The organism is Allobosea sp. NPDC055594, from assembly GCF_053618995.1.
Map to the genome: position 1 here is coordinate 66,928 of NZ_JBSHIO010000017.1, position 19,761 is coordinate 86,688.

Annotated in this window: 22 protein-coding genes; 12 read left to right on the plus strand and 10 right to left on the minus strand. The window is 67.2% G+C overall.

Going from position 1 to position 19,761, the window contains the following annotated elements; translation table 11 throughout:
* Positions 1 to 9 precede the first annotated feature (9 nt).
* Together ACWGRX_RS23605 and ACWGRX_RS23610 are read right to left on the minus strand one after the other, a co-directional pair.
* The gene (locus tag ACWGRX_RS23605) at positions 10 to 222 is read right to left on the minus strand and encodes a DUF1289 domain-containing protein (protein WP_291648756.1); all 213 of its coding nucleotides are present in this window, start codon (positions 220 to 222) and stop codon (positions 10 to 12) included.
* Positions 219 to 1,064: an adenosylcobinamide-GDP ribazoletransferase gene (locus tag ACWGRX_RS23610; RefSeq protein WP_452119559.1), complete on the minus strand. Its 846-nt coding sequence runs from the start codon at positions 1,062 to 1,064 to the stop codon at positions 219 to 221. The genes ACWGRX_RS23605 and ACWGRX_RS23610 overlap by 4 nt, the downstream gene beginning before the upstream one ends.
* A gap of 114 nt (positions 1,065 to 1,178) precedes the next feature.
* Here ACWGRX_RS23610 and cobT point away from each other — a divergent pair, with 114 nt between their 5' ends.
* The gene (gene cobT / locus ACWGRX_RS23615; RefSeq protein ID WP_452119560.1) at positions 1,179 to 2,201 is read left to right on the plus strand and encodes a nicotinate-nucleotide--dimethylbenzimidazole phosphoribosyltransferase; all 1,023 of its coding nucleotides are present in this window, start codon (positions 1,179 to 1,181) and stop codon (positions 2,199 to 2,201) included.
* A 119-nt stretch (positions 2,202 to 2,320) separates the two neighbouring features.
* On the opposite strand, the gene ACWGRX_RS23620 is transcribed toward cobT, so the two are convergent.
* Entirely contained in the window at positions 2,321 to 3,841 is a 1,521-nt protein-coding gene (locus tag ACWGRX_RS23620) for a sensor histidine kinase (RefSeq protein ID WP_452119561.1), read from the minus strand.
* An 85-nt stretch (positions 3,842 to 3,926) separates the two neighbouring features.
* Here ACWGRX_RS23620 and ACWGRX_RS23625 point away from each other — a divergent pair, with 85 nt between their 5' ends.
* The 6 genes from ACWGRX_RS23625 to ACWGRX_RS23650 all read left to right on the plus strand — a co-directional run bounded on the left by ACWGRX_RS23625 (position 3,927) and on the right by ACWGRX_RS23650 (position 7,972).
* Positions 3,927 to 4,478 carry a thermonuclease family protein gene (locus ACWGRX_RS23625; RefSeq protein ID WP_291634997.1) on the plus strand — a complete coding sequence of 184 codons (552 nt, stop codon included), beginning with the start codon at positions 3,927 to 3,929 and terminating at the stop codon, positions 4,476 to 4,478.
* Between the two features lie 205 nt (positions 4,479 to 4,683).
* Positions 4,684 to 5,607, plus strand: coding sequence for an AEC family transporter (locus ACWGRX_RS23630; protein WP_452119562.1), 924 nt, complete (start codon positions 4,684 to 4,686; stop codon positions 5,605 to 5,607).
* A 177-nt stretch (positions 5,608 to 5,784) separates the two neighbouring features.
* Positions 5,785 to 6,396, plus strand: a complete 612-nt coding sequence (locus tag ACWGRX_RS23635; protein ID WP_291648765.1) for a glutathione S-transferase family protein — start codon at positions 5,785 to 5,787, stop codon at positions 6,394 to 6,396.
* A 3-nt stretch (positions 6,397 to 6,399) separates the two neighbouring features.
* Positions 6,400 to 6,864 carry a hypothetical protein gene (locus ACWGRX_RS23640; protein ID WP_291635003.1) on the plus strand — a complete coding sequence of 155 codons (465 nt, stop codon included), beginning with the start codon at positions 6,400 to 6,402 and terminating at the stop codon, positions 6,862 to 6,864.
* Between the two features lie 5 nt (positions 6,865 to 6,869).
* On the plus strand, positions 6,870 to 7,334 hold the full coding sequence (locus ACWGRX_RS23645) for a hypothetical protein (protein WP_452119563.1): 465 nt from the start codon (positions 6,870 to 6,872) through the stop codon (positions 7,332 to 7,334).
* Positions 7,334 to 7,972 (plus strand): uracil-DNA glycosylase family protein, encoded by a 639-nt coding sequence (locus tag ACWGRX_RS23650; RefSeq protein ID WP_452119564.1) that lies wholly within the window; start codon positions 7,334 to 7,336, stop codon positions 7,970 to 7,972. The genes ACWGRX_RS23645 and ACWGRX_RS23650 overlap by 1 nt, the downstream gene beginning before the upstream one ends.
* 85 nt (positions 7,973 to 8,057) lie before the next feature.
* Here the strand turns inward: ACWGRX_RS23650 and ACWGRX_RS23655 are convergent, their stop codons facing one another.
* Positions 8,058 to 8,924, minus strand: a complete 867-nt coding sequence (locus tag ACWGRX_RS23655) for an NAD(P)-dependent oxidoreductase (RefSeq protein ID WP_452119565.1) — start codon at positions 8,922 to 8,924, stop codon at positions 8,058 to 8,060.
* A 245-nt stretch (positions 8,925 to 9,169) separates the two neighbouring features.
* Here ACWGRX_RS23655 and map point away from each other — a divergent pair, with 245 nt between their 5' ends.
* Positions 9,170 to 9,922, plus strand: coding sequence for a type I methionyl aminopeptidase (gene map, locus ACWGRX_RS23660; RefSeq protein ID WP_452119566.1), 753 nt, complete (start codon positions 9,170 to 9,172; stop codon positions 9,920 to 9,922).
* A 12-nt stretch (positions 9,923 to 9,934) separates the two neighbouring features.
* Here map and ACWGRX_RS23665 read toward each other — a convergent pair whose 3' ends face one another.
* The 4 genes from ACWGRX_RS23665 to ACWGRX_RS23680 form a co-directional block, all read right to left on the minus strand.
* Complete coding sequence (locus ACWGRX_RS23665; protein ID WP_452119567.1) at positions 9,935 to 10,651, minus strand: ABC transporter permease; 717 nt, start codon at positions 10,649 to 10,651, stop codon at positions 9,935 to 9,937.
* The gene (locus ACWGRX_RS23670; RefSeq protein WP_291635019.1) at positions 10,648 to 11,358 is read right to left on the minus strand and encodes an ABC transporter permease; all 711 of its coding nucleotides are present in this window, start codon (positions 11,356 to 11,358) and stop codon (positions 10,648 to 10,650) included. Before ACWGRX_RS23670 ends, ACWGRX_RS23665 begins: the two co-directional genes overlap by 4 nt.
* 71 nt (positions 11,359 to 11,429) lie before the next feature.
* Complete coding sequence (locus tag ACWGRX_RS23675) at positions 11,430 to 12,203, minus strand: transporter substrate-binding domain-containing protein (RefSeq protein WP_291648774.1); 774 nt, start codon at positions 12,201 to 12,203, stop codon at positions 11,430 to 11,432.
* A gap of 421 nt (positions 12,204 to 12,624) precedes the next feature.
* Positions 12,625 to 12,840, minus strand: a complete 216-nt coding sequence (locus tag ACWGRX_RS23680) for a hypothetical protein (RefSeq protein WP_291648776.1) — start codon at positions 12,838 to 12,840, stop codon at positions 12,625 to 12,627.
* A gap of 157 nt (positions 12,841 to 12,997) precedes the next feature.
* Between ACWGRX_RS23680 and ACWGRX_RS23685 the strand changes: the two genes are divergently transcribed.
* The gene (locus ACWGRX_RS23685) at positions 12,998 to 13,597 is read left to right on the plus strand and encodes a TetR/AcrR family transcriptional regulator (RefSeq protein ID WP_452119568.1); all 600 of its coding nucleotides are present in this window, start codon (positions 12,998 to 13,000) and stop codon (positions 13,595 to 13,597) included.
* Between the two features lie 14 nt (positions 13,598 to 13,611).
* On the opposite strand, the gene ACWGRX_RS23690 is transcribed toward ACWGRX_RS23685, so the two are convergent.
* Positions 13,612 to 14,844, minus strand: coding sequence for an MFS transporter (locus ACWGRX_RS23690; RefSeq protein ID WP_452119569.1), 1,233 nt, complete (start codon positions 14,842 to 14,844; stop codon positions 13,612 to 13,614).
* Between the two features lie 246 nt (positions 14,845 to 15,090).
* Entirely contained in the window at positions 15,091 to 16,143 is a 1,053-nt protein-coding gene (speB, locus tag ACWGRX_RS23695) for an agmatinase (RefSeq protein WP_291635027.1), read from the minus strand.
* A 332-nt stretch (positions 16,144 to 16,475) separates the two neighbouring features.
* On the opposite strand from speB, the gene ACWGRX_RS23700 reads away from it, so the two are divergent.
* The 3 genes from ACWGRX_RS23700 to ACWGRX_RS23710 all read left to right on the plus strand — a co-directional run bounded on the left by ACWGRX_RS23700 (position 16,476) and on the right by ACWGRX_RS23710 (position 19,493).
* A complete protein-coding gene (locus ACWGRX_RS23700) occupies positions 16,476 to 17,561 on the plus strand; it encodes a TRAP transporter substrate-binding protein (RefSeq protein WP_291635029.1) in 1,086 nt (361 codons plus the stop codon).
* A 267-nt stretch (positions 17,562 to 17,828) separates the two neighbouring features.
* Positions 17,829 to 18,923, plus strand: a complete 1,095-nt coding sequence (locus ACWGRX_RS23705; protein WP_452119570.1) for a TRAP transporter substrate-binding protein — start codon at positions 17,829 to 17,831, stop codon at positions 18,921 to 18,923.
* A gap of 165 nt (positions 18,924 to 19,088) precedes the next feature.
* Entirely contained in the window at positions 19,089 to 19,493 is a 405-nt protein-coding gene (locus tag ACWGRX_RS23710; RefSeq protein WP_452119571.1) for a porin, read from the plus strand.
* The last annotated feature ends 268 nt before the right edge of the window (positions 19,494 to 19,761 follow it).

The following is a 19,761-nucleotide window of genomic DNA, read 5'->3' on the forward strand; positions in this document are numbered from 1 at the left end:
ACGCCGCCGTCATTGCTTCGCTTCCGCCCGCAATGACGGCTGAGGCCGTTCGGGCCGCGCCTTCAGCCGCTCGTTCAATAGCGCCATGATCGCCAGACGCTCGGCTTCGGAGAGGCGGGACCATTGCGCGATCTCCTGAAGCGTGCGCCCGCAGCCCTCGCAGAGCTTGCTCGCCGGGTCGATCACGCAGATGCGGATGCAGGGGCTCGATACGGCGCTCATGGCCCGCTCCAGCCGAGAACGAGAGCGATGCCGAGATAGATCGCGATCTCGGATAATTGCTGGCAGGCCCCGGCGATGTCGCCTGTCTGCCCGCCGATCAGCCGCTTAGCGGTGCGCATCAGCCAGCCGCTCGCCAGCGCCGAAAGCCCGATGCCGATGACGAGGCCTGCGGGCGGCAGCGCGCCGGCGAGCCCGAGCAGAAGCCCGATGCCAGCAGAGAGGCCGTAGGCGAAGGGCAGCACAGCGCGTTCCGGTGTGCCGACCGCCGCCGAGGCGCCGTCGGTTCGTGCCGGCGGCAGTGTCGCAACGACGCGGATACCCTCCACACGCGACCAGGCGGCGGCCCCGAGAATGGCGGCCGCTGCGGCGAAGGCGCCGGCGCCGTCGAGGATCGCCGCCAGTGCGGAGACGCGCAGCAGCAGCGCGAGCCCGATCGCCAGCGTGCCATAGCTGCCGATGCGGCTATCCTTCATGATTTCGAGCCGGCGCTCGGGCGTCCAGCCGCCGAACAGCCCGTCGGCGCTGTCGGCCAGCCCGTCCTCATGGAAGGCGCCGGTGGTGAAGACCAACACGGCGACGCCGAGGGATGCGACGACGAGGTCGTCGAGCCCGGCGAGGCCGGTCGCGAGCGTGACGAGCGCCGCAGGCAGCGCGATCAGCAGGGCGGCGAGGGGCAGGGCCCGCGGCAGCAGCCGGAAATCCGGCGTCGCATGGGCGCTCTCGCCCGGCATCTCCGGCACCGGCAGGCGCGAATAGAAGCGGAGGCAGGCGGCCGTCGCGGCGAGCCAGCCCGGCCAGGTCGGCGGCGCGGCAGGCGCATTCTCGCTTTCGGCTTCGGCCATTCCGCGTCGATATCCCAGATTGTCTTCGCTCGCCTCAGCCTATAGCAGCAGCGGCAAGCAGGCGGCGATGGCTCAGCCGCCGGATTCCAAAAGTTTGCAAAAAGACGAGACGCGATGTCTTCCTCCGGCCTGCCTTTCGACGATATCCGCCAACTCATTGCCGGCATGCCCGGCCCCGACATGGCCGCCGCCGACAGCGTGCGCGCCCGCGACAAGGATCTGACCAAGCCCATCGGCAGCCTCGGCCGGCTCGAGGAGATCGCCGAATGGCTCGCCGCCTGGCAGGGCAAGGCGCCGCCGCGGGTCGACCGGCCGCTGGTCTGCGTCTTCGCCGGCAATCACGGCGTCGTCGCCCAGGGGGTCTCGGCCTATCCGCAGTCGGTGACGCGCCAGATGCTGGAGAATTTCGCCGCCGGCGGTGCCGCGATCAACCAGATCTGCGCCGCCTATGACCTCGGCTTCAAGGTCTTCGATCTCGCCCTCGATCTGCCGACCGGCGACTTCACCCAGGAGGACGCGCTCGACGAGCGGGCCTGCGTCGCCACCATGGCCTTCGGCATGGAAGCGCTCGCCGGAGGCACCGACCTGCTGGCGCTCGGCGAGATGGGGATCGGCAACACGACCTCGGCCGCGGCGATCTTCGCCGCGCTCTATGGCGGTAGCGCTGCCGAATGGTGCGGCCGCGGCACCGGGGTGGACGATGACGGGCTGCAGCGCAAGGTCGCGGCCGTCGCGGCCGGGCTGAAGCTGCACGCCGCCCATCTCGGCGATCCCCTGGAGGTGCTGCGCCGCCTCGGTGGGCGCGAGATCGCGGCGATCTGCGGCGCGATCCTCGCCGCCAGGCTGCAGCGCATCCCGGTGATCCTCGATGGTTATGTCGTGACTGCCGCCGCCGCGATCCTGCACGCGCTCGACTCCTCCGCGCTCGACCATTGCCTCGCCGGCCATCTCTCGGCCGAGGGCGCGCATGCGCAGGCGCTGGTCCGGATCGGCAAGCAGCCGCTGCTGGCGCTCGACATGCGGCTCGGCGAGGGCACGGGCGCGGCGCTGGCCGCCGGTCTCGTCAAGGCCGCTGCCGGCGTCCATTCCGGCATGGCGACCTTCACGCAAGCGCAGGTCTCGCAGAAGGGCGAATAGCGGAGCGAAAGGCCGGCGGGCGCGCAACCCGCTCTCGGTCTGCGCCCCGGCTCCGTTCCTGAGCGGCTTGCCTGAATCCGGGGTGGCCCCGTGCACCGCCGGAAGACGCGATTGCCCGTTCAGGCCGCCGTGCGTTCGCCGGGCTCGGGCAGCGCCGGCAATGCGTCCATCACGCGCTCGGCCGGCAAGGTGATCGTCACCTCGGTACCGGCGCGCGGCCTCGATTTCAGGCTGAAGCCGCCATTGTGCAGGTCGATCAGGCCCTTGACGATCGGCAGGCCGAGGCCGGAGCCCTGTTCGGCCGTCTTGATCGCGAGCGAGCCGCGGCCGAAGCTCTGCAGCACCACCGGAATCTCGTCCTCGGGGATGCCGGGGCCCGTGTCGCTCACGGAGACATATTGCCCGCCGGTCGCGGTCCAGCCGACCTTGACCGAGATCTCGCCGCCCTGCGGCGTGAACTTTATGGCGTTGGTGAGGATGTTGAGCACGACCTGCCGGATGGCACGCTCATCCGCCCAGATCTTCGGCAGGTCGGGCTCGACCGCCTGGCGGATGGTCTGGCTCTTCGCCTTGGCCCGCAGATTCATCATGTGCGCGCAGTCGTCGACGATGCCGGCGAGGCTGAGAGCCTCCTCGTTGAGTTCGTACTTGCCGGCCTCGATGCGCGAGAGGTCGAGAATCTCGTTGATCAGGTTGAGCAGATGCTGGCCCGAGCCGTGGATGTCGCCGGAATATTCCTTGTAGGCGCTATTGGCATGCTCGCCGAAAACCTCGTTCTTCATCACCTCGGAGAAGCCGAGAATGGCGTTGAGCGGGGTGCGCAGCTCATGGCTCATCGTCGCCAGGAAACGCGATTTGGCGAGGTTGGCCTCCTCGGCCTTGCGCCGTGCCTCGTCGGAATTGGCCTTGGCGGTACCGAGCTCCGCGATCAGCGCGTCCTTCTCGGCCCGGAATTCGATGGTCGCGACCGAGGTCGAGTAGAGCCGGTTGGCGAGGAAGATGAAGAAGAGCTGGGCGCAGGCTGCCATCATCAGCATGGTGAGGCTGTCGATGTCGGAGCGGCCGGAGAAGAACAGCACCAGGGCGCCGGTGACCGGGACCAGCCCGGCATAGACCGCCATCGGCATGGTGGCGGAGAGCATCACCGTGATCGCGCTGACGATCAGCAGCGTCGTCGTCAGGAAGAAGCGCGCGCCCGGCGCCTCGACCCCGATGAACAGGACCGGCAGCAGCGCCCAGGAGACGCCGTGCAGCATCTCGGCCAGCGGCATGGTCTTGCGCCAGAAGCTGATCCGCGCCTCTGCCGAGGGCTCGGCCAGGAAACGCCGGCAGAGCACGAACATCAGCACGCAGGCGATCGCCACGAAGGCGAACCAGGCGGAGACCCTGAAGAGCGGCACCCAGGCGCAGGCCGCTGCGCCGACGAGCAGCGCTAGCACCAATGTGCCCGCCGTGCCGTTCAGCCGGTACTGGGCGAAGAGCCGGACGAGCTCGTAGTCGAAGGCACGGTCGAGGCCGGTCGTCGAGGTCAGCCGCTCGCGGGCCGATCGCACCTCGCGGCTGATCAGCTTGCGGCGCGCCAGCGCCGACGGGTCGGGTCCGCGACCGCGTTGGACCTGTTCGACGGTGAGTTCCGGCATACCCGAGAAAAGCGGCTCCTGGCCCGTGGCGCACCTTGCGGCACCGGCTCGCCATGATGGGCAGGAAATCGTTAAGCTAGTGCTGATGTCTCGTTTCGGAATCAGGACGAATGGTCATGGCCCATTTGGCTGGCGGCGCGTCGGTCGCGCGGTCGATCTCGTCGTGGCGCTCGGCTTCATCGGCCTTTTGGCGGTGGCCGGCGCGGTTCTGCAATATCGGCTGGGCACTGCCAAAATCCTGACCGGTGCAGCCGAGGCGATCGACGGCGATTCCCTCAGACTCGCTGGTGAGGAACTGCGCCTCGAGGGCATAGACGCGCCCGAATACCGCCAGACCTGCCGCGATAGGAGCGGCCGCGATGTCGCCTGCGGGCGACAGGCGCGCCGTGTGCTCGCCGACATGCTGGCGCGCGGCAATGTCACCTGCACCATCTCGCGGCCGGATCGCTATGGCCGCGGCCTCGCCCGCTGCCGCCAGGGCGAGGCCGAGATCAACGCCGCGCTCGTCCGCAACGGCCAGGCGCTCGCCTATGGCGACTACCGGGCCGAGGAGGAGGAGGCGAGGGCCGCCGGTCGCGGTCTCTGGGCCCTGACTTTCCAGCGGCCTTCGGAATGGCGCCAGAGCCATCCACGCTAGCCCGTGCCGCATTCTCTCGGAACCGGAGCGACATTGTGCGATGGCGGGGTGGAGCCGATGCCCTCTCCGGCCTCTGCGCCGCTGACGCCCGCAGCGAGGCATGTGGCCGGCGCATGACAGCGGGCTGTCATGGGGAATGTCTTCGCTCCCCGCTTGGCTCTAGAAGACGGTCTTTCTCTCCCCGAAGGTCAGTCGGAGCAGGCCGATGATCGGCGCCATCCTTCTTGCGCTCGCGCCGATCGCCCTGCTGATCGCGCTCGGCCACCTGATGCACCGCCGGCGCTTCCTGCCCGACAGCTTCTGGCCGCAGGCGGAGCGGCTCTGCTATTATGTGCTTCTGCCCGCATTGTTCATCCATGCGCTGTCGATGGCGGATCTGCGCGGTGTTCCGGTCGGCGCTCTCGCCATCGCGCTGGTGGTCCCGATCCTTGTCGTCTCGGCGCTGCTGGTACTGGCCAAGCCCTGGCTGGCCTCGAGCGACGCGGCCTTCACCTCCGTCTTCCAGGGTGGCATCCGCTTCAACAACTATGTTGGACTCAGCGCCGCGGTCAGCCTGCTCGGCGCTCCCGCCCTTTCGCTGGCTGCCGTCGCCAATGCCGCGATCGTCCCGACGGTGAACCTGCTCTGCGTGCTGGTCTTCGCGCGCTGGGGCGTGGCCCAGCCGAGCCTGCGCGGTGTGCTGCGCGGCCTCGCGCTCAATCCCCTGCTGATGTCCTGCTTGATCGGCATCGCCATTCAGGCCGCCGGGCTCGGCCTGCCGCCGGGCATCGAGGGTTTCCTGAAGGCACTCGGCCAGGCCTCGCTGCCGCTCGGCCTGCTCTGCGTCGGGGCGGCGCTCGACTGGGGGGCCCTCGGCCGAGGGCTGCGTCCGGCGCTCGCCGCCTCCTTCGCGAAATTCGTGCTCATGCCGCTCGTGACCTTCCTGGTCCTCAAGGCCTTCGGCCTGGGCGGCCAGGCGGCGCTGATCGCGATCCTGTTCCATGCCCTGCCGACGGCCTCCTCTTCCTATGTCATGGCGCGGCAGCTCGGCGGCGATGCGCCGCTGATGGCCGGAATCTGCGCCCTGCAGACGGTGCTGGCGGCGTTGACGGTGCCGGTCGCGCTCCTGCTGCTCGCGCCGGCGCTATAGGCATCGCCGGGCTTTCCGGAATCGCCCGCGATTGGCCGGCGCGCTGGTTCCGTAAGGCCGGGCCGGCGGGGCCAGGGCCGCTCGGCCATGCTCGCGCCCTGTTGTCCGGCTTTGTCTTGACAGGGCGCGCTCGGCGCCCTGAATGCGGCTGGAAGCCAGAATGCTGTGAGGGTGGCGATGAAGCTCTATGATGGCGGGCGAGCGCCCAATCCGCGGCGCGTCCGCATCTTTTTCGCCGAGAAGGGCGTGCCGCTGCCTGATCTGGTCCCGGTCGACATCGGCCGCAAGGAGCACAAGACGCCGGAGTTCACCCGCATCAACCCGTCCCAGCGCCTGCCGGTGCTGGTTCTGGACGATGGCACCGCCTTGGCCGAGACCATGGCGATCTGCCGCTACATCGAAGGGCTGCATCCGACGCCTGCCCTGTTCGGCCGCGACCCGAAGCAGGGTGCGCTGATCGAGATGTGGAACCGTAGGGTCGAGCTCGGCCTGTTCTCCAGCGTCGCCGCCGTGTTTCGGCACAGCCACCCCTCCATGGCCGAGCTGGAGGACCAGGTGCCGGAATGGGCTCAGGCCAATCGCGAGATGATCGACGACCAACTGATGCTGCTCGATCTCCAGCTGGCCGCAAATCGCTTCGTCTGCGGCGACGAGCTGAGCGTCGCCGACATCACCGCCGGCATCGCGGTCGATTTCATGAAGCCGTCGCGCATTCCGCTGTCCGAGGATCTCGCCAATATCCGGCGCTGGCATGGCGAACTCTCCGCCCGCCCGAGCTGGAAGGCCTGACGGGTGCGCGGTGTCACAGTCCTGCTTGCACTGCTCTTCGCTTTGCCGGCGCTGGCGACCGAAAGATTGACCGGCGAACAGATCAGGCAGGCTTTCACCGGCAACACGGTGAGCGGCCGCTATACCGGTGGCGGCTTCTTCACCGAGTATCACGACCCGGATGGCCGGGCGCTCGGCCATAATGGCTGGCAGCAGAACCGCGATGCCTGCTGGATCATCAAGGAGGATGCCGTCTGCTATTATTACGGCCCGCCGAGCGACCGCACCATCCACTGCTTCACCGTCGAGATGAACCAGCGGCTCTATGTGCTGCGCAATCTCGAAAATGGCCGGATCAATGCGGTCGCCGCCGTCGAACTCGCCAATCCGCGCAATCACAATGATGGCGGTCAGCCTTGGTATTGCGACGGTTTGATCTCGCGCGCGCCGGCCGTGCCGATGTCGCGTCGCCTGCTGGCTGCGCGGTGACCCGAATGGCGCGCCGCCGCGCTGCTGCGCTGATCGCGCTCGCCGCGTTGGCCATGCCTGCTTCCGCCGCAGAGCGCCTGTCCGGCGAGGAGATCCGCCAGCTCTTCGAGGGCAACACGGTGAGCGGCCGCTACAATAATGGCCGCCCGTTCAGCGAGTTCCACCACAAGGACGGTCGGGCCACCGGCCATAACCGGCACGTCCTCAACCGCGATGCCTGCTGGACCACGACGCAGGAGGCGGTCTGCTATTATTACGGCCCGCACGAGACGCGCCGGACCTATTGCTTCACGGTGGAGCGCAGCGGTCAGCTCTATGTGCTGCGGACCCAGCGCGAGGGCCGCATCAACGGCGTCGCCACCATCGAGCCGGGCGATCCGCACCGCCATACCGAGAAGCTTCCGGCCTGGAATTGTGACGGGCTGATTTCGCGCCGGCAGGGCGGGGCGACTTGGCTGGCCGGCCGATGATGCCGCGGGAACGAGCGGCGCCCGAACCTCTCGACGCCGTCCTCGCCGAGCTGCGGGCCTGCCGCCTCTGCCGCGATGCGCCGCTTTATCCGCCGCGATTACCGCATGAGCCGCGGCCGGTCATCCAGGCGACGGCGAGAGCAAGGCTGCTGATCGCCAGCCAGGCGCCGGGGACCCGTGTCCATGCCAGCGGACGGCCCTTCACCGATCGCTCGGGCGACCGGCTGCGCGACTGGCTCGGCCTCGACAAGGAGCGCTTCTATGACGGCACGCGCGTTGCGATCGTGCCGATGGGATTCTGTTTTCCGGGTCTGGACGGCAAGGGCGGCGATCTGCCGCCGCGGCGCGAATGCGCGCCGGCCTGGCGGGCACGCGTGCTCGCCGGCCTGTCCGAGGTCGAACTCGTGCTGGTGATCGGCCGCTATGCGCAAGCCTGGCATCTCGGCCCGAAGGCGGCGGCCGATCTGACCGCGACCGTTGCCGATTGGCGCGCCATCCTCGGGCAGGAGCGGCGTCCGCGCATCCTGCCGCTGCCGCATCCCTCCTGGCGTAATAATGGCTGGCTGAGGAAGAACCCGTGGTTCGAGGCCGATCTTCTGCCGGTCCTGCGCGCCGAGGTGGCAAGGCTGGCGGGATAATCTGATGTCGCTGTGAGCTGTCATTCCGGAGCTGCGTCGGTACGCGACTTGTCCGGAATGACGATGCGGGAAGGGCAGGGTGCCCTTACTTCTCCAGGCGCTTCAGCAGGCTGGAGGTGTCCCAGCGGCCGCCGCCGAGCTTCTGGACGTCGGCGTAGAACTGGTCGACCAGCGCTGTGACCGGCAGCGTCGCCTCGTTGCGGCGGGCTTCGTCGAGCACGATGCCGAGGTCCTTGCGCATCCAGTCGACCGCGAAGCCGAAATCGAACTTGCCGGCGTTCATGGTCTTGCCGCGGTTCTCCATCTGCCAGGAGCCGGCGGCGCCCTTCGAGATCACCTCGAGCATCGCTTCGACGTCGAGCCCGGCGCGCTTGGCGAAATGGACGCCTTCCGACAGACCCTGGACGAGGCCGGCGATGCAGATCTGGTTGACCATCTTGGTGAGCTGGCCGGCACCGGCCGGGCCCATCAGCTTGCACATCCGGGCGAAGCTCGCGATCACCGGCTCGACGCGGGCATAGGTCGCCTGGTCGCCGCCGCACATCACGGTCAGCACGCCGTTCTCGGCGCCGGCCTGCCCGCCCGAGACCGGCGCGTCGACGAAGCCGAAGCCGGCGGCGCTCGCCGCGGCATCGAGTTCGCGCGCCACATTCGCCGAGGCGGTGGTGTGGTCGACGAAGACCGTGCCCTTGCCCATGGCGGCGAAGGCGCCGCCTTCACCGGTCGTCACAGAGCGCAGATCGTCGTCATTGCCGACGCAGCAGAAGACGATCTCCTGGCCTTTGGCGGCATCGGCCGGCGTCAGCGCCGAAGCGCCGCCATGCTGCGCGACCCAGGCCTGCGCCTTGGCGGGGGAGCGATTGTAGACGGTGACCTCATGGCCCTTGGCCTTGAGATGGCCGGCCATGGGATAGCCCATCACGCCGAGACCGAGGAAAGCGACTTTGGCCATGGGACTGCTCCATTCCGGTTCGCGTGAAGAAAATGCGACAGAACAAGGCACTAGAGCATTTGCGCGTTTCAAAGAAGCGCGGAGATGCTCTGCCTTCCAAGCGCGTTTAGCGCGCGGGCGCGACCCTGGGAAGGCGGCTCGGTGCCAAGGCCGCCTGTCCCTAAACGCACGTCTGCGCTCACGACATCCGGAGCTGCGCTCCCGATGCCTTGCCCGCCCGCCGGAAATCCGGCAGGGAACCGTGCATGACGATCAGCAATGATGACGAACTGCAGGCGCTGCGCGAGATCGGTCGCATCGTCGCCGAGACGCTTGCAGCGATGGGCAAGGCGCTCGAGCCTGGCATGACGACCGCCGAGCTCGACGCGATCGGCCGCGAGATGCTCGAGCGGCATGGTGCCCACTCGGCGCCCGAGACCGTCTACGGCTTTCCGGGCGCGACCTGCATCAGCATCAACGAGGAAGTGGCTCACGGCATTCCCGGGCAGCGCCGCATCGCTGCCGGCGACCTCGTCAACATCGACGTCTCCGCCGAGAAGGGCGGCTATTTTTCCGACACCGGCGCTTCCTTCACCGTGCCGCCCGTCGACCGCCGGATCGAGCGACTCTGCCGCGACGGCAAGCGGGCGCTCTGGGCCGGGCTCGGCCAGGTCGGCGCCGGCAAGCCGCTGGCCGGAATCGGTCAGGCCGTCGGCCGTTTCGCACAGAAGAACGGCTACAGCCTGGTCCGCAACCTCGCCAGCCACGGCATCGGTCGCTCGCTTCACGAGGAGCCGAAGGAGATCGCGACCTGGCCGGAGCGCTCCGAGCGCCGTGTCATGCAAAAAGGGCTGGTCTTCACGGTCGAGCCGTTCCTGTCGCTGGGCGCCGACTGGGCCGAGAATGAGGGCGACGACCGCTGGACCCTGTATTCCGAGCCACGCGCCCCGACCGTCCAGTTCGAGCACACCGTCGTCGCGACCGCCAACGGCCCGCTGATCCTGACCTTGCCGGCGTGAGCGGAGCGCCGCTTACCGCATCGCCAGATGCTTGGTCAGCCTGAGTTCCAGCCGGTCCCAGACCCTGCGGATCAGCTCGGTCAAAGCGAGATAGATCAGGGCTGCGTAGAGATAGATCGACAGGTCGAAGGAGCGCGCGAAGGCGAGCCGCGTCGCGCCCATCAGGTCGAACAGCGTCACCAGCGAGGCGATGGCGCTCGCCTTGATCATCACGATCAGCTCGTTGCCGAGCGGACGTAGCGCCAGGATCATCGCCTGGGGCAGGATGACATGGCGGAGCGACGACCAGCGATGCAGGCCGAGCGCCAGCGCGCCCTCGAACTGGCCGCGCGGGATCGACTGGATCGCGCCGCGCAGGATCTCGGCCTGATAGGCGGCGGTGTTGATCGTGAAGGTGAAGGCCGCGCAATAGAACGGCTCGCGGAAGAACCACCAGAGCCCGATATCCTGCCAGAACAGGCGGAACTGGCCGAAGCCGTAATAGACCAGGAAGAGCTGGCAGAGCAGCGGCGTCCCGCGGAAGAAGGTGGTGTAGCCGTTGATCGCGACCTGCGCCCAGCGCGGGCCGTAGAGCCGGGCGACGGCGAGGCCGACGGCCATCGCGAAGCCGACCGCGACGGAAATCACCACGAGCTGCAAGGTGACCCAGAGGCCGCCGAACATGCGGCAGCCATAGTTCTGGAAGACCTCGGAGCCGACGAAATAGCCGGGATATTCGCACCAGTTCATCGCGTCGTCCCGCCGAAGGCGGCGTAGCCGCGATTGGTGCGCTTCTCCATCCTGCCGATGCCCCAGGCGGAGATCAGCGAGAAACCGAAATAGATCAGCATCGCTGCGCCGAAGAACAGGAAGGGTTCCTTGGTCACGACATTGGCCCGCGTCGTGATGAACATGATGTCGGGCAGCGTGATCACCGAGACCAGCGAGGTCTCCTTCAGCAGCACCATCCAGTTGTTGCCGAGGCCGGGCAGGGCGACGCGGATCAGTTGCGGGAAGACGACCAGGCGGAAAGCCTGCGGCTTGGACAGGCCGAGCGCCGCGGCGGCTTCGCGCTGGCCCTTCTGGATCGAGTTCAGCGCGCCGACCCAGACCTCGCTGGAGAAGGCGGCGAGCACCATGCCGAGCGCCACCATGCCGGCGACGAAGGGCGGGATCGAGAAGCCCGACCAGATTTTCTGCACCACGATCTGGATGCCGAAATAGATGATGTAGAGCGTCAGAAGCTCGGGCACGCCGCGGAACACCGTGGTGTAGACCGTTGCGAAGGCGCGCAGGACGATACTCTCCGAGCGCTTGCAGAGCGCGACGATCAGGCCGAGTGCCAGTCCGAAGGGCAAGGTGGCGAGGGCGATCGAGATGGTGATGGCGGCGCCCTGCAGCAGGGCCCATCCCCAGCCGCCGGGGCCGAAGCCGAGCAGGGCGAATTTGTCGAGCATGGGAGAGCCGGCGCGCGAGGGAGTGGTTCCCGCCGGCCTAGTATGGCCGGCGGGCGGGCCTCAGCCAAGGGTCAGTTGAACTTGAACCACTTGTCTTCGATCTTCTTCTGCGAGCCGTCGGCGATCGTCTCGGCGATCGCCTTGTCGAACATCGCCTTGAGGGCGGTATCGGACTTGCGCACCGCACCGGCGACGCCTGCGCCGTGGATCGCGTCGTCGCGCTTCACTTCGGCGATGAGCTTGCAGCAATCCTTGCCCTGGCCCTTGAGGAAGTCGGCCAGCGCCAGCGCGTCGGCGACGATGTAGTCGAGGCGGCCGTTCAGCAGGTCGAGATTGGCCTCTTCCTGGGTCGGATAGAGCCGCGCGGTCGAGTCCTTGTAGAATTTCTCGAGGAAGTTCGCGTGGATCGTCGAGCCCTGCGCGCCGATCGCCTTGCCCTTGAGGGCGGCGGGGGAGATGTCGGTGGAAGTCGTCGCCTTCGGGCCGACCATCCAGATCGGGGTCTTGCTGTAGGGCGAGGTGAAGTCGACCTGCTTCCTGCGCTCATCGGTGGCGTTCATGCCGGCGATGATGATGTCGTATTTGTTGGCCTGCAGCGCCGGGATGATTCCGTCCCAGTCCTGCACGATCCAGGTGCACTTCACCTTCATCTTCTCGCAGAGCAGGTTGCCGTAATCGATCTCGAAGCCCTCGAGCTCCTTCTTGGCGTTGAGGTTGTTGTAGGGCGGATAGGCGCCTTCCGTGCCGATCCTGACCTCTTTCCATTCCTTGGCCTGCGCCAGGGCACCGGTGGCGCCGATGGCGGTGAGCGCTGCGGCGGCGATGAAGCGAACGAAACCTTTCATGGTGCCTCCCCTTTGGGTTCGCCAGGCAGGGCGTTTCGAGCTCCCGTTCCGGCTTGTGCGCGCAGATTGTGCGATCACGGGCCTTGCCCGCAAGGGGCGCCTTGCAGCTTTTCTGAGCCTTCCGGCACAAGAAAAATGCACTGCAAGGCTTTGCTTTGGCTCGATTATTTGCGGATTTTCTCGCCTTTGGCGCTTGTCGGATCTTGCGACGAAAGCGCAATTCGTCCGCGGCTGGCCAGCGCGTTGCCGAAGCAAATCCGGCGCTGCGGCGCTTCGGCCTGTTCTTGGAGCGCCTCAGGGCGCAGGCGTTTCCTCCAGTGGAAGGAGAAAAAGGCTGGGAGCACCGGCAGCCGGGCCGGCGGCCGGTGCGCCCGATTCGATCGCTGCCGCGCCGTGCCTGCGGCCTCGAAGCGGTGGCGCTTCAGCCCTGGCGACGCGCGATCGGGATGACGAGATAGACCATTCCGAGAACCATTGGCGGGACGGCGAGGGCGGTGACCGACCAGGTCGACCAGCCGGATGTCAGCGGCGCAAGCGCCGACAGCAGCAGATTGATCAGAAGATAGGCGCCGAGCATCAGCGTTGCGAGAAATCGCAGGCGGGCGAGCAAGGCTGAGGCCAAGGATGGAAGGGACATATCAGGTCTCCATAACGAAACGTATCGTTTCGATTGGATTGATAGATACGGATCGTTTCGATATCAAGGGGCGGCGCTGGCCTGGTGAGCGAAGGCTGGCCGCCGGAGCCGGCGCAAGGAGGCACCACGCGTGGTTGGTGGAAGCAGTGGGACAAGAATGAACGCGACTGACCGCTCGGCGCCGCGCCGTGCCTCTATCGGCGCGCGCCGCAACCCGGCATCGCAGGCGGCGATTCTCGCGGCGGCGCGGGCGGTTCTCGCGGAGGAGGGCTATGCCGGCTTCTCGATCGACGCCGTGTCCCGGCGGGCCGGAGCCGGAAAGCCGACGATCTATCGCTGGTGGAAGAACAAGGCCGAACTGCTGATCGAGGTCTACGCCGCCGAGAAGGCGATGGTGAAGGCCGCGGCGACCGGTAGCCTGGCGGATGATCTTGCCCTTTATACCGCCGCGCTCTGGGATTTCTGGCGTGACACGCCGTCCGGCCGGACGTTTCGTGCTCTGGTCGCGGAAGCCCAGAACGATGCCGCGGCGCTTGCCGCCTTGCGCGACAAATTCCTGCCGGAGCGTCTGTGCGATGTCCGCGCCCTGTTCGCGGCGGCGGTGGCGCGTGGTGAGATCGGCCTGGATGAAGTCGAGATGCGGCTTGGGCTCTATGTCGGCTTCAACTGGTATTATGTGCTGACGGACCAGCTCGACGCGGGCCGCGCGGCAATTCCGGCGGCGATGCGCCTAGTCGCTGCGCCGCTGCCGGGCTGAGCCGGGGGCGCTCGCTATTCGGCCGGAGCGGGCAGGGGGGCGCTGCCGCTTGCCCGCATGTCCCACAAGGCCACCATGAAGATGGCAAAGCCGCCGAGCGCCAGGCCCGTACCGACCCAGCCCGTAGAGGTCCAGCCATAGCCGGCCGCGATCGCCATGCCGCCGAGCCAGGGGCCGAGCGCGTTGGCGGTGTTGAAGGCGCTGTGGTTCAGAGCGGCGGCGAGCGTCTGCGCCTCTCCGGCGACGTCCATCAGCCGGGTCTGCAGGGCGGCGCCGAGGCCGCCGCCGCAGCCGATCATGAAGACCACCACCGATACGGCCCAGATGTTCCCCGCCGCCAGCGGAAACAGCGCCAGCGAGGCCGCGCTCCACAACAGGATCGCGCCAATCGCGGGCATCAGCGCCCGGTCCGCCGCCCAGGCGGCGACGAGCGTGCCGGCCGTCAGGCCGAGCCCGAAGATCGCGAGGACCGCCGGCACCGTCGCTGCCGAGACGCCGGTCACCTCCATCAAGGTCGAGGCGACATAGGTGTAGACCGCGAACATCCCCCCGAAGCCGACGGCGCCGATCGCCAGCGTCAGCCAGACCTGCCGGCTCCGCAGCGCCTCGAGTTCGCGCAAGGAGCTCGCGCCGGTCTGCGGTGCATCCTTCGGCGCGAAGGCGGCGACCATGACGGCGGTCGCGAGAGCCAGCACGGCGACGATGCCGAAGCCCCAGCGCCAGCCCAGTGTCTGGCCCAGGAAATTCGCGAATGGCACGCCGAGGATGGTCGCGATGGTCAGGCCGAGCATGACCCGCGCGACTGATTGCGCCCGTTGGTTCGCCGGTACCAGCGAGGCTGCGACCAGCGCGGCGACGCCGAAATAGGCGCCATGCGGCAGACCGCTGAGAAAGCGGAACAGCAACATCCAGCCATAGGAGGGGGCGAGCGCACTGAGGCCGTTGGCGATGGCGAAGGCCGCCATCAGGGCGATCAGCAGCGTCCGCCGCGCCACCCGGGCCGCGAGCACGGCGATCACCGGCGCACCGGCGACGACGCCGAGCGCATAGGCGCTGATCACATGTCCGGCGGTCGGCTCGTCGATGCCGAGCCCGGCCGAGAAATAGGGCAGCAGGCTCATCACCGCGAATTCGGCGGTGCCGATGGCAAAGCCGCCCAGAGCGAGGGCGAACAGGATCAGGCCGGTGCGTCGTGCCGGTTCGGCGAGCGGACGCATGGCGGCGTCGCCCGTGCTGGCGGGGGGCATGTATCTCGTCCGAAAATGGGATGTCGTTGGTGCGGCACGTCACGCGTGTTGCATCGCAGCATACTGCCGCCGCATTGCCTTCAGTGCAAGTCATTTGCATGGCGCGAGCGCAAAGGCGGGCTCGCCATGCTCTCTTGGCATGACGAGTTTTGTTGCCGGCCAACCTGGCAGGATCGCTGGGCTAACCGCCACGAACCGCAGCCGGCTGGGTGATGCCGGTTGCGCGTTGGCAGATGCGCCGCTCTGTCAGAGTCGGCCCTTGCCGGCCGCGCGTGCCTCGGCGATCAGGCAGAGCTCGGTGAACAAGACCTGCGCCGCGCATTGGGCGGTGTTGCTCGTCGCGTCGTATTGCGGCGCGACCTCGACCACGTCGGCGGCGACGATGTTGCGCCCCTTCAGCCCCCGCAGGATGGCGAGCGCCTCCCGCGGCGTCAGGCCGCCGACCTCGGGCGTGCCGGTGCCCGGGGCGAAGGCCGGGTCGAGCGAATCGACGTCGAAGGAGACATAGGTCGGCCCGTCGCCGATCACCGCGAGCGCCTTGGCGATCACGGCGTCGAGCCCCATCCGGTCGACCTCGTCGGCATGGATCACGGTCATGCCGGACTCGTAGGAGAATTCCCAGAGATATTCGGCTCCGCCGCGGATGCCGATCTGGATCACGCGTTCCGGATCGAGCACGCCGTCGAGCACCGCCTGACGGAACGGCCCGCCATGGTGGAATTTCGAGCCCTCATAGGGGCCGGAGGTGTCGCAATGGGCATCGATATGCACCATGCCGACCGGGCGCTTCTCGCCGACGGCCTTCAGGATCGGATAGGTGATCGAATGGTCGCCGCCGACCGCGAGCGTCGAGACGCCGGCCTTCACGATCGTCTTGAAGGTGGCCTCGATGTCCTCGTGGCAGCTTTCGAGCGAATAGCGCGAGCGGAACGGCACGTCGCCGATATCGGCGACTTTCAGCATGCCGAGCGGCGCCGTGCCGAGGCTATGATCCATCGGCCCGATCCGCTCGACCGCCCTGACGGCGCGCGGTCCGAGCCGGGTGCCCGCCCGGTTGGTCACGCCGAGATCCATCGGCAGGCCGATGATCGCGACGTCGAGGCCGCCGAGATCGGGCTGCGACAGCGCATCGGGCCGGTAAGGTGCGTTGACGAAAGTCGCGACGTCGGAGAAGGGCCATTTGCGCCGATCGCCCTTGAACTGGCCGGCGGCGACCTCCGCGAAGCGGGGATCATGGATATCGGCGCCACTGGCCCCAGCATAGCGGGCCCTCAGTTTCGCCAGCCGGTCCTGATTCATGATGCGCTCTCTTCGCTGCGGGCGGATTCGCCAAAGGACGAGGTTGACTGCGTTCCGGGATTGGATCATGCGCTTGTGATGCAGCCGTGCCATGCCAGGGACGCATTTGTCGAGCATCCCCGGCCTGGCTTCCGGTCCTGCAACGATCGGGGAGCGCTGCCCACAAACCGTGCAGGTTTAGATTTGAAGCCGATGATGGCGATCGCGGATCAACCGGGCGCCAGGCTCATGTCGCCACTGCATCACATCCTGATCGCCAGTCCAACGTCTCAAGCAGCGGTGCCGGCTCACGGCGGCGCGGTGATAATGGTCCTACCGAGGAGATGCCCATAATGAAGCGTCGTCAGTTCATCCAGGCCGCCACCGCCGGTGCTGCCGCGTCCGCCATCGCCATGCCGGCGATTGCCCAGTCCAATCCTGAAGTGAAATGGCGCCTGACGTCGAGCTTCCCGAAGTCGCTCGACACCATCTATGGCGGCGGCGAGACGCTGGCGAAGATGGTGTCGGAGCTGACCGATGGTAAGTTCCAGATCCAGGTCTTCGCCGCCGGCGAAATCGTCCCCGGCCTGCAGGCGCTGGACGCCGTCTCGAACAACACCGTCGAGATGTGCCACACCGTCGCCTACTACTATGTCGGCAAGGATCCGACCTTCGCGATCCCGTCCTCGGTGCCGTTCGGCCTCAACACCCGCATGCAGAACGCCTGGCTTTCGCATGGCGGCGGCGGCGAGCTCTTCAACGAGTTCTTCAAGAAGTACAATGTCCACGCCATCCAGTGCGGCGCGACCGGGGCCCAGATGGGTGGCTGGTTCCGCAAGGAGATCAAGACCGCGGCCGATCTTCAGGGCCTGAAGATGCGCATCGCCGGCATTGCCGGCCAGGTCATGGCCAAGCTCGGCGTCGTGCCGCAGCAGCTCGCCGGCGGCGACATCTATCCGGCGCTCGAGAAGGGCACGATCGACGGCGCCGAATGGGTCGGTCCCTATGACGACGAGAAGCTCGGCTTCGCCAAGGTGGCTCCGTACTACTACTATCCGGGGTTCTGGGAGGGCGGCCCGGCGGTCCACGCCTTCATCAACACCGAGAAGTGGGCCTCGCTGCCGAAGAACTACCAGGCGGCGCTGAACGCGGCCTGCGCCTATGCCACCAACTCGATGATCTCGAAATACGACGTCCAGAACCCGGCCGCGCTGAAGCGCCTGGTCGGCGCCGGCGCGCAGCTGCGTCCGTTCTCGCAGGAGATCCTCGAGGCCTGCCTGAAGGCGTCGAACGAGCTCTATGCCGAGATTTCGGCCAAGAACCCCGAGTTCAAGAAGGCCATCGACGCGATGCAGGCCTTCCGCAACGACCAGTATCTCTGGTGGCAGGTGGCCGAGCTGACCTTCGACATCTTCCAGGTCCGTTCGCGCGCCCGCTGAGCGCTCGGGCGGGCGGCTGCTCGCTCGCTGCGCCCGTTGAAATTGCGAAAGCCCGGCCTTTGGCCGGGCTTTTTCATGCGCGGTTCGCGGAAGTGCGCCATCCGCGCCGATGCCGGCGGCGCGATCGGACTAAAGTCGTACGCCATGCGAATTTTGCATGGTCGATATGCTTTTTCCTTGCGCTTTCGTTCCGGCGCCGCTTTTCTGGGGCCGCGCGCGAACCGGAAACACCGGCGCGCCTCCAGCGCTCTGGGAGGAGCCAGCCACATGAAGCGTCGTCTATTCCTGAAGGCCGCCGGTGCCGGCGCCGCCGCCAGCGCCATTGCCGCACCGGCGATCGCGCAGTCCATGCCGGAGGTGAAATGGCGGGTCACCTCGTCCTTTCCGAAGTCGCTCGATACGATCTTCGGGGCCTCGGAGGTCCTCTCGAAGGCCGTCTCGGAAGCGACCGACGGCAAGTTCCAGATCCAGGTCTTCGCCGCTGGCGAGATCGTGCCGGCGCTGCAGGCGGCCGATGCCGTCACCAACAGCACCGTCGAGATGTGCCATACGGCGTCCTATTACTATGTTGGCAAGGATCCAACCTTCGCCTTCGGCACCGCGGTGCCCTTCGGCCTGAATTCGCGCCAGCAGAACGCCTGGTTCTACCATGGCGGTGGCATGGACCTGCTCAACGAGTTCTACAAGAAGCACAACATCTACGCGCTTCCCGGCGGCAATACCGGCTGCCAGATGGGCGGCTGGTTCCGCAAGGAGATCAAGACGGTCGCCGACCTGCAGGGCCTGAAGATGCGCATCGGCGGCTTCGCCGGGCAGGTCGTCTCCAAGCTCGGGGTCGTGCCGCAGCAGATCGGCGGCGGCGACATCTACCCGGCGCTGGAGAAGGGCACGATCGACGCCGCCGAATGGGTCGGCCCGGCCGATGACGAGAAGCTCGGCTTCAACAAGGTCGCGCCCTATTACTACTATCCCGGCTGGTGGGAAGGCGGCGCAGCCCTGCACTTCTTCATCAACACGGCGAAATGGGAGGCCCTGCCCAAGACCTACAAGTCGATCTTGGCGACCGCGGCCGGCCTCGCCAATGTCGATATGCAGGCGAAATACGATGCCCGCAACCCGGCTGCGCTGAAGCGGCTGGTCGGCGGCGGCGCGCAGCTGCGGCCTTTCTCGCAGGAGATCCTCGAGGCCTGCCTCAAGGCTTCCAAGGAGGTCTATGCCGAGGTGAGCGCCAAGAACCCCGACTTCAAGAAGCTCTATGAGGCGATGTCGGTCTTCCGCGGGGATGAGTATCTCTGGTTCCAGATCGCCGAATACACCTATGACAATTTCCTGATCAGGGCGCGCGCGGCCAATCATCTCTGAAGCCAAAGCCGGTTCGGCCGCCGCGGGCCGAAAGGTGGTCCTGCGACCAGTGACGAGCCCCGGCCGTAAGGCCGGGGTTTTCGCTGGTTTCAGCGGCTGGCTTGCCCTAGCAGGGCCTTGTTTTCAGCGTTACACTCCCGCATTCGCCCTGGTGTACGGACGCAGATGAAACTCCTGTTCACAACGGCCTTCGCCCTCTGCGCCTTGCCGGGCTTCGCCGCAGCCCAGTCGATCGGCGAGCCCATCCCCGGACGAGGACCGGCGAAGAGCAAGCCGGCTGCGGCGCGCCCTGCGCCGGCGGCCACGGCGCGGCCCTGTCCCGAATACGGGCCGGGCTTCGTCCGGCTCGAGGGCTCCTCAGCCTGCGTCAGGGTGGGCGGCGGCGTTCGTGTCGAGTTCGGCAAGAGCTCGCAGAATGGCAGCTCGCGCGGAGGCTTCGGTTCGAACGCCGAGGCGATGCTCTATGGCGAGGCGCGCAGCCCGTCTCCGGTCGGTGAGATGCGCGCCGTGATCAGCGGCCGCGTCCGGCGCGACAACAATCTTAACGAAGGCAACTGGCAGCGCTGGTAGGCGGCAGCCCTTCTCTGGGCCGTTTCCAGCCTGAGGTAGTGTGTCCCGAATGAAATAAAGCCCCGGATCACCATGATCCGGGGCTTTCTTGATCGCGGTCGCTGCCGCAGCGCTATTGCAGGTTGAGCGTCGGCGGCGCGTTGAGGTCCAGTCCGGGCAGTCCGCCCGGTCCGCCTCCGCCCAGTCCCGGTATCTGGATTGAGTCGAACTGTTTGTTGATCTGCTGCTGGTCGAGCTGCACTGCGGAGGATTTGTAGTGCATGACCAT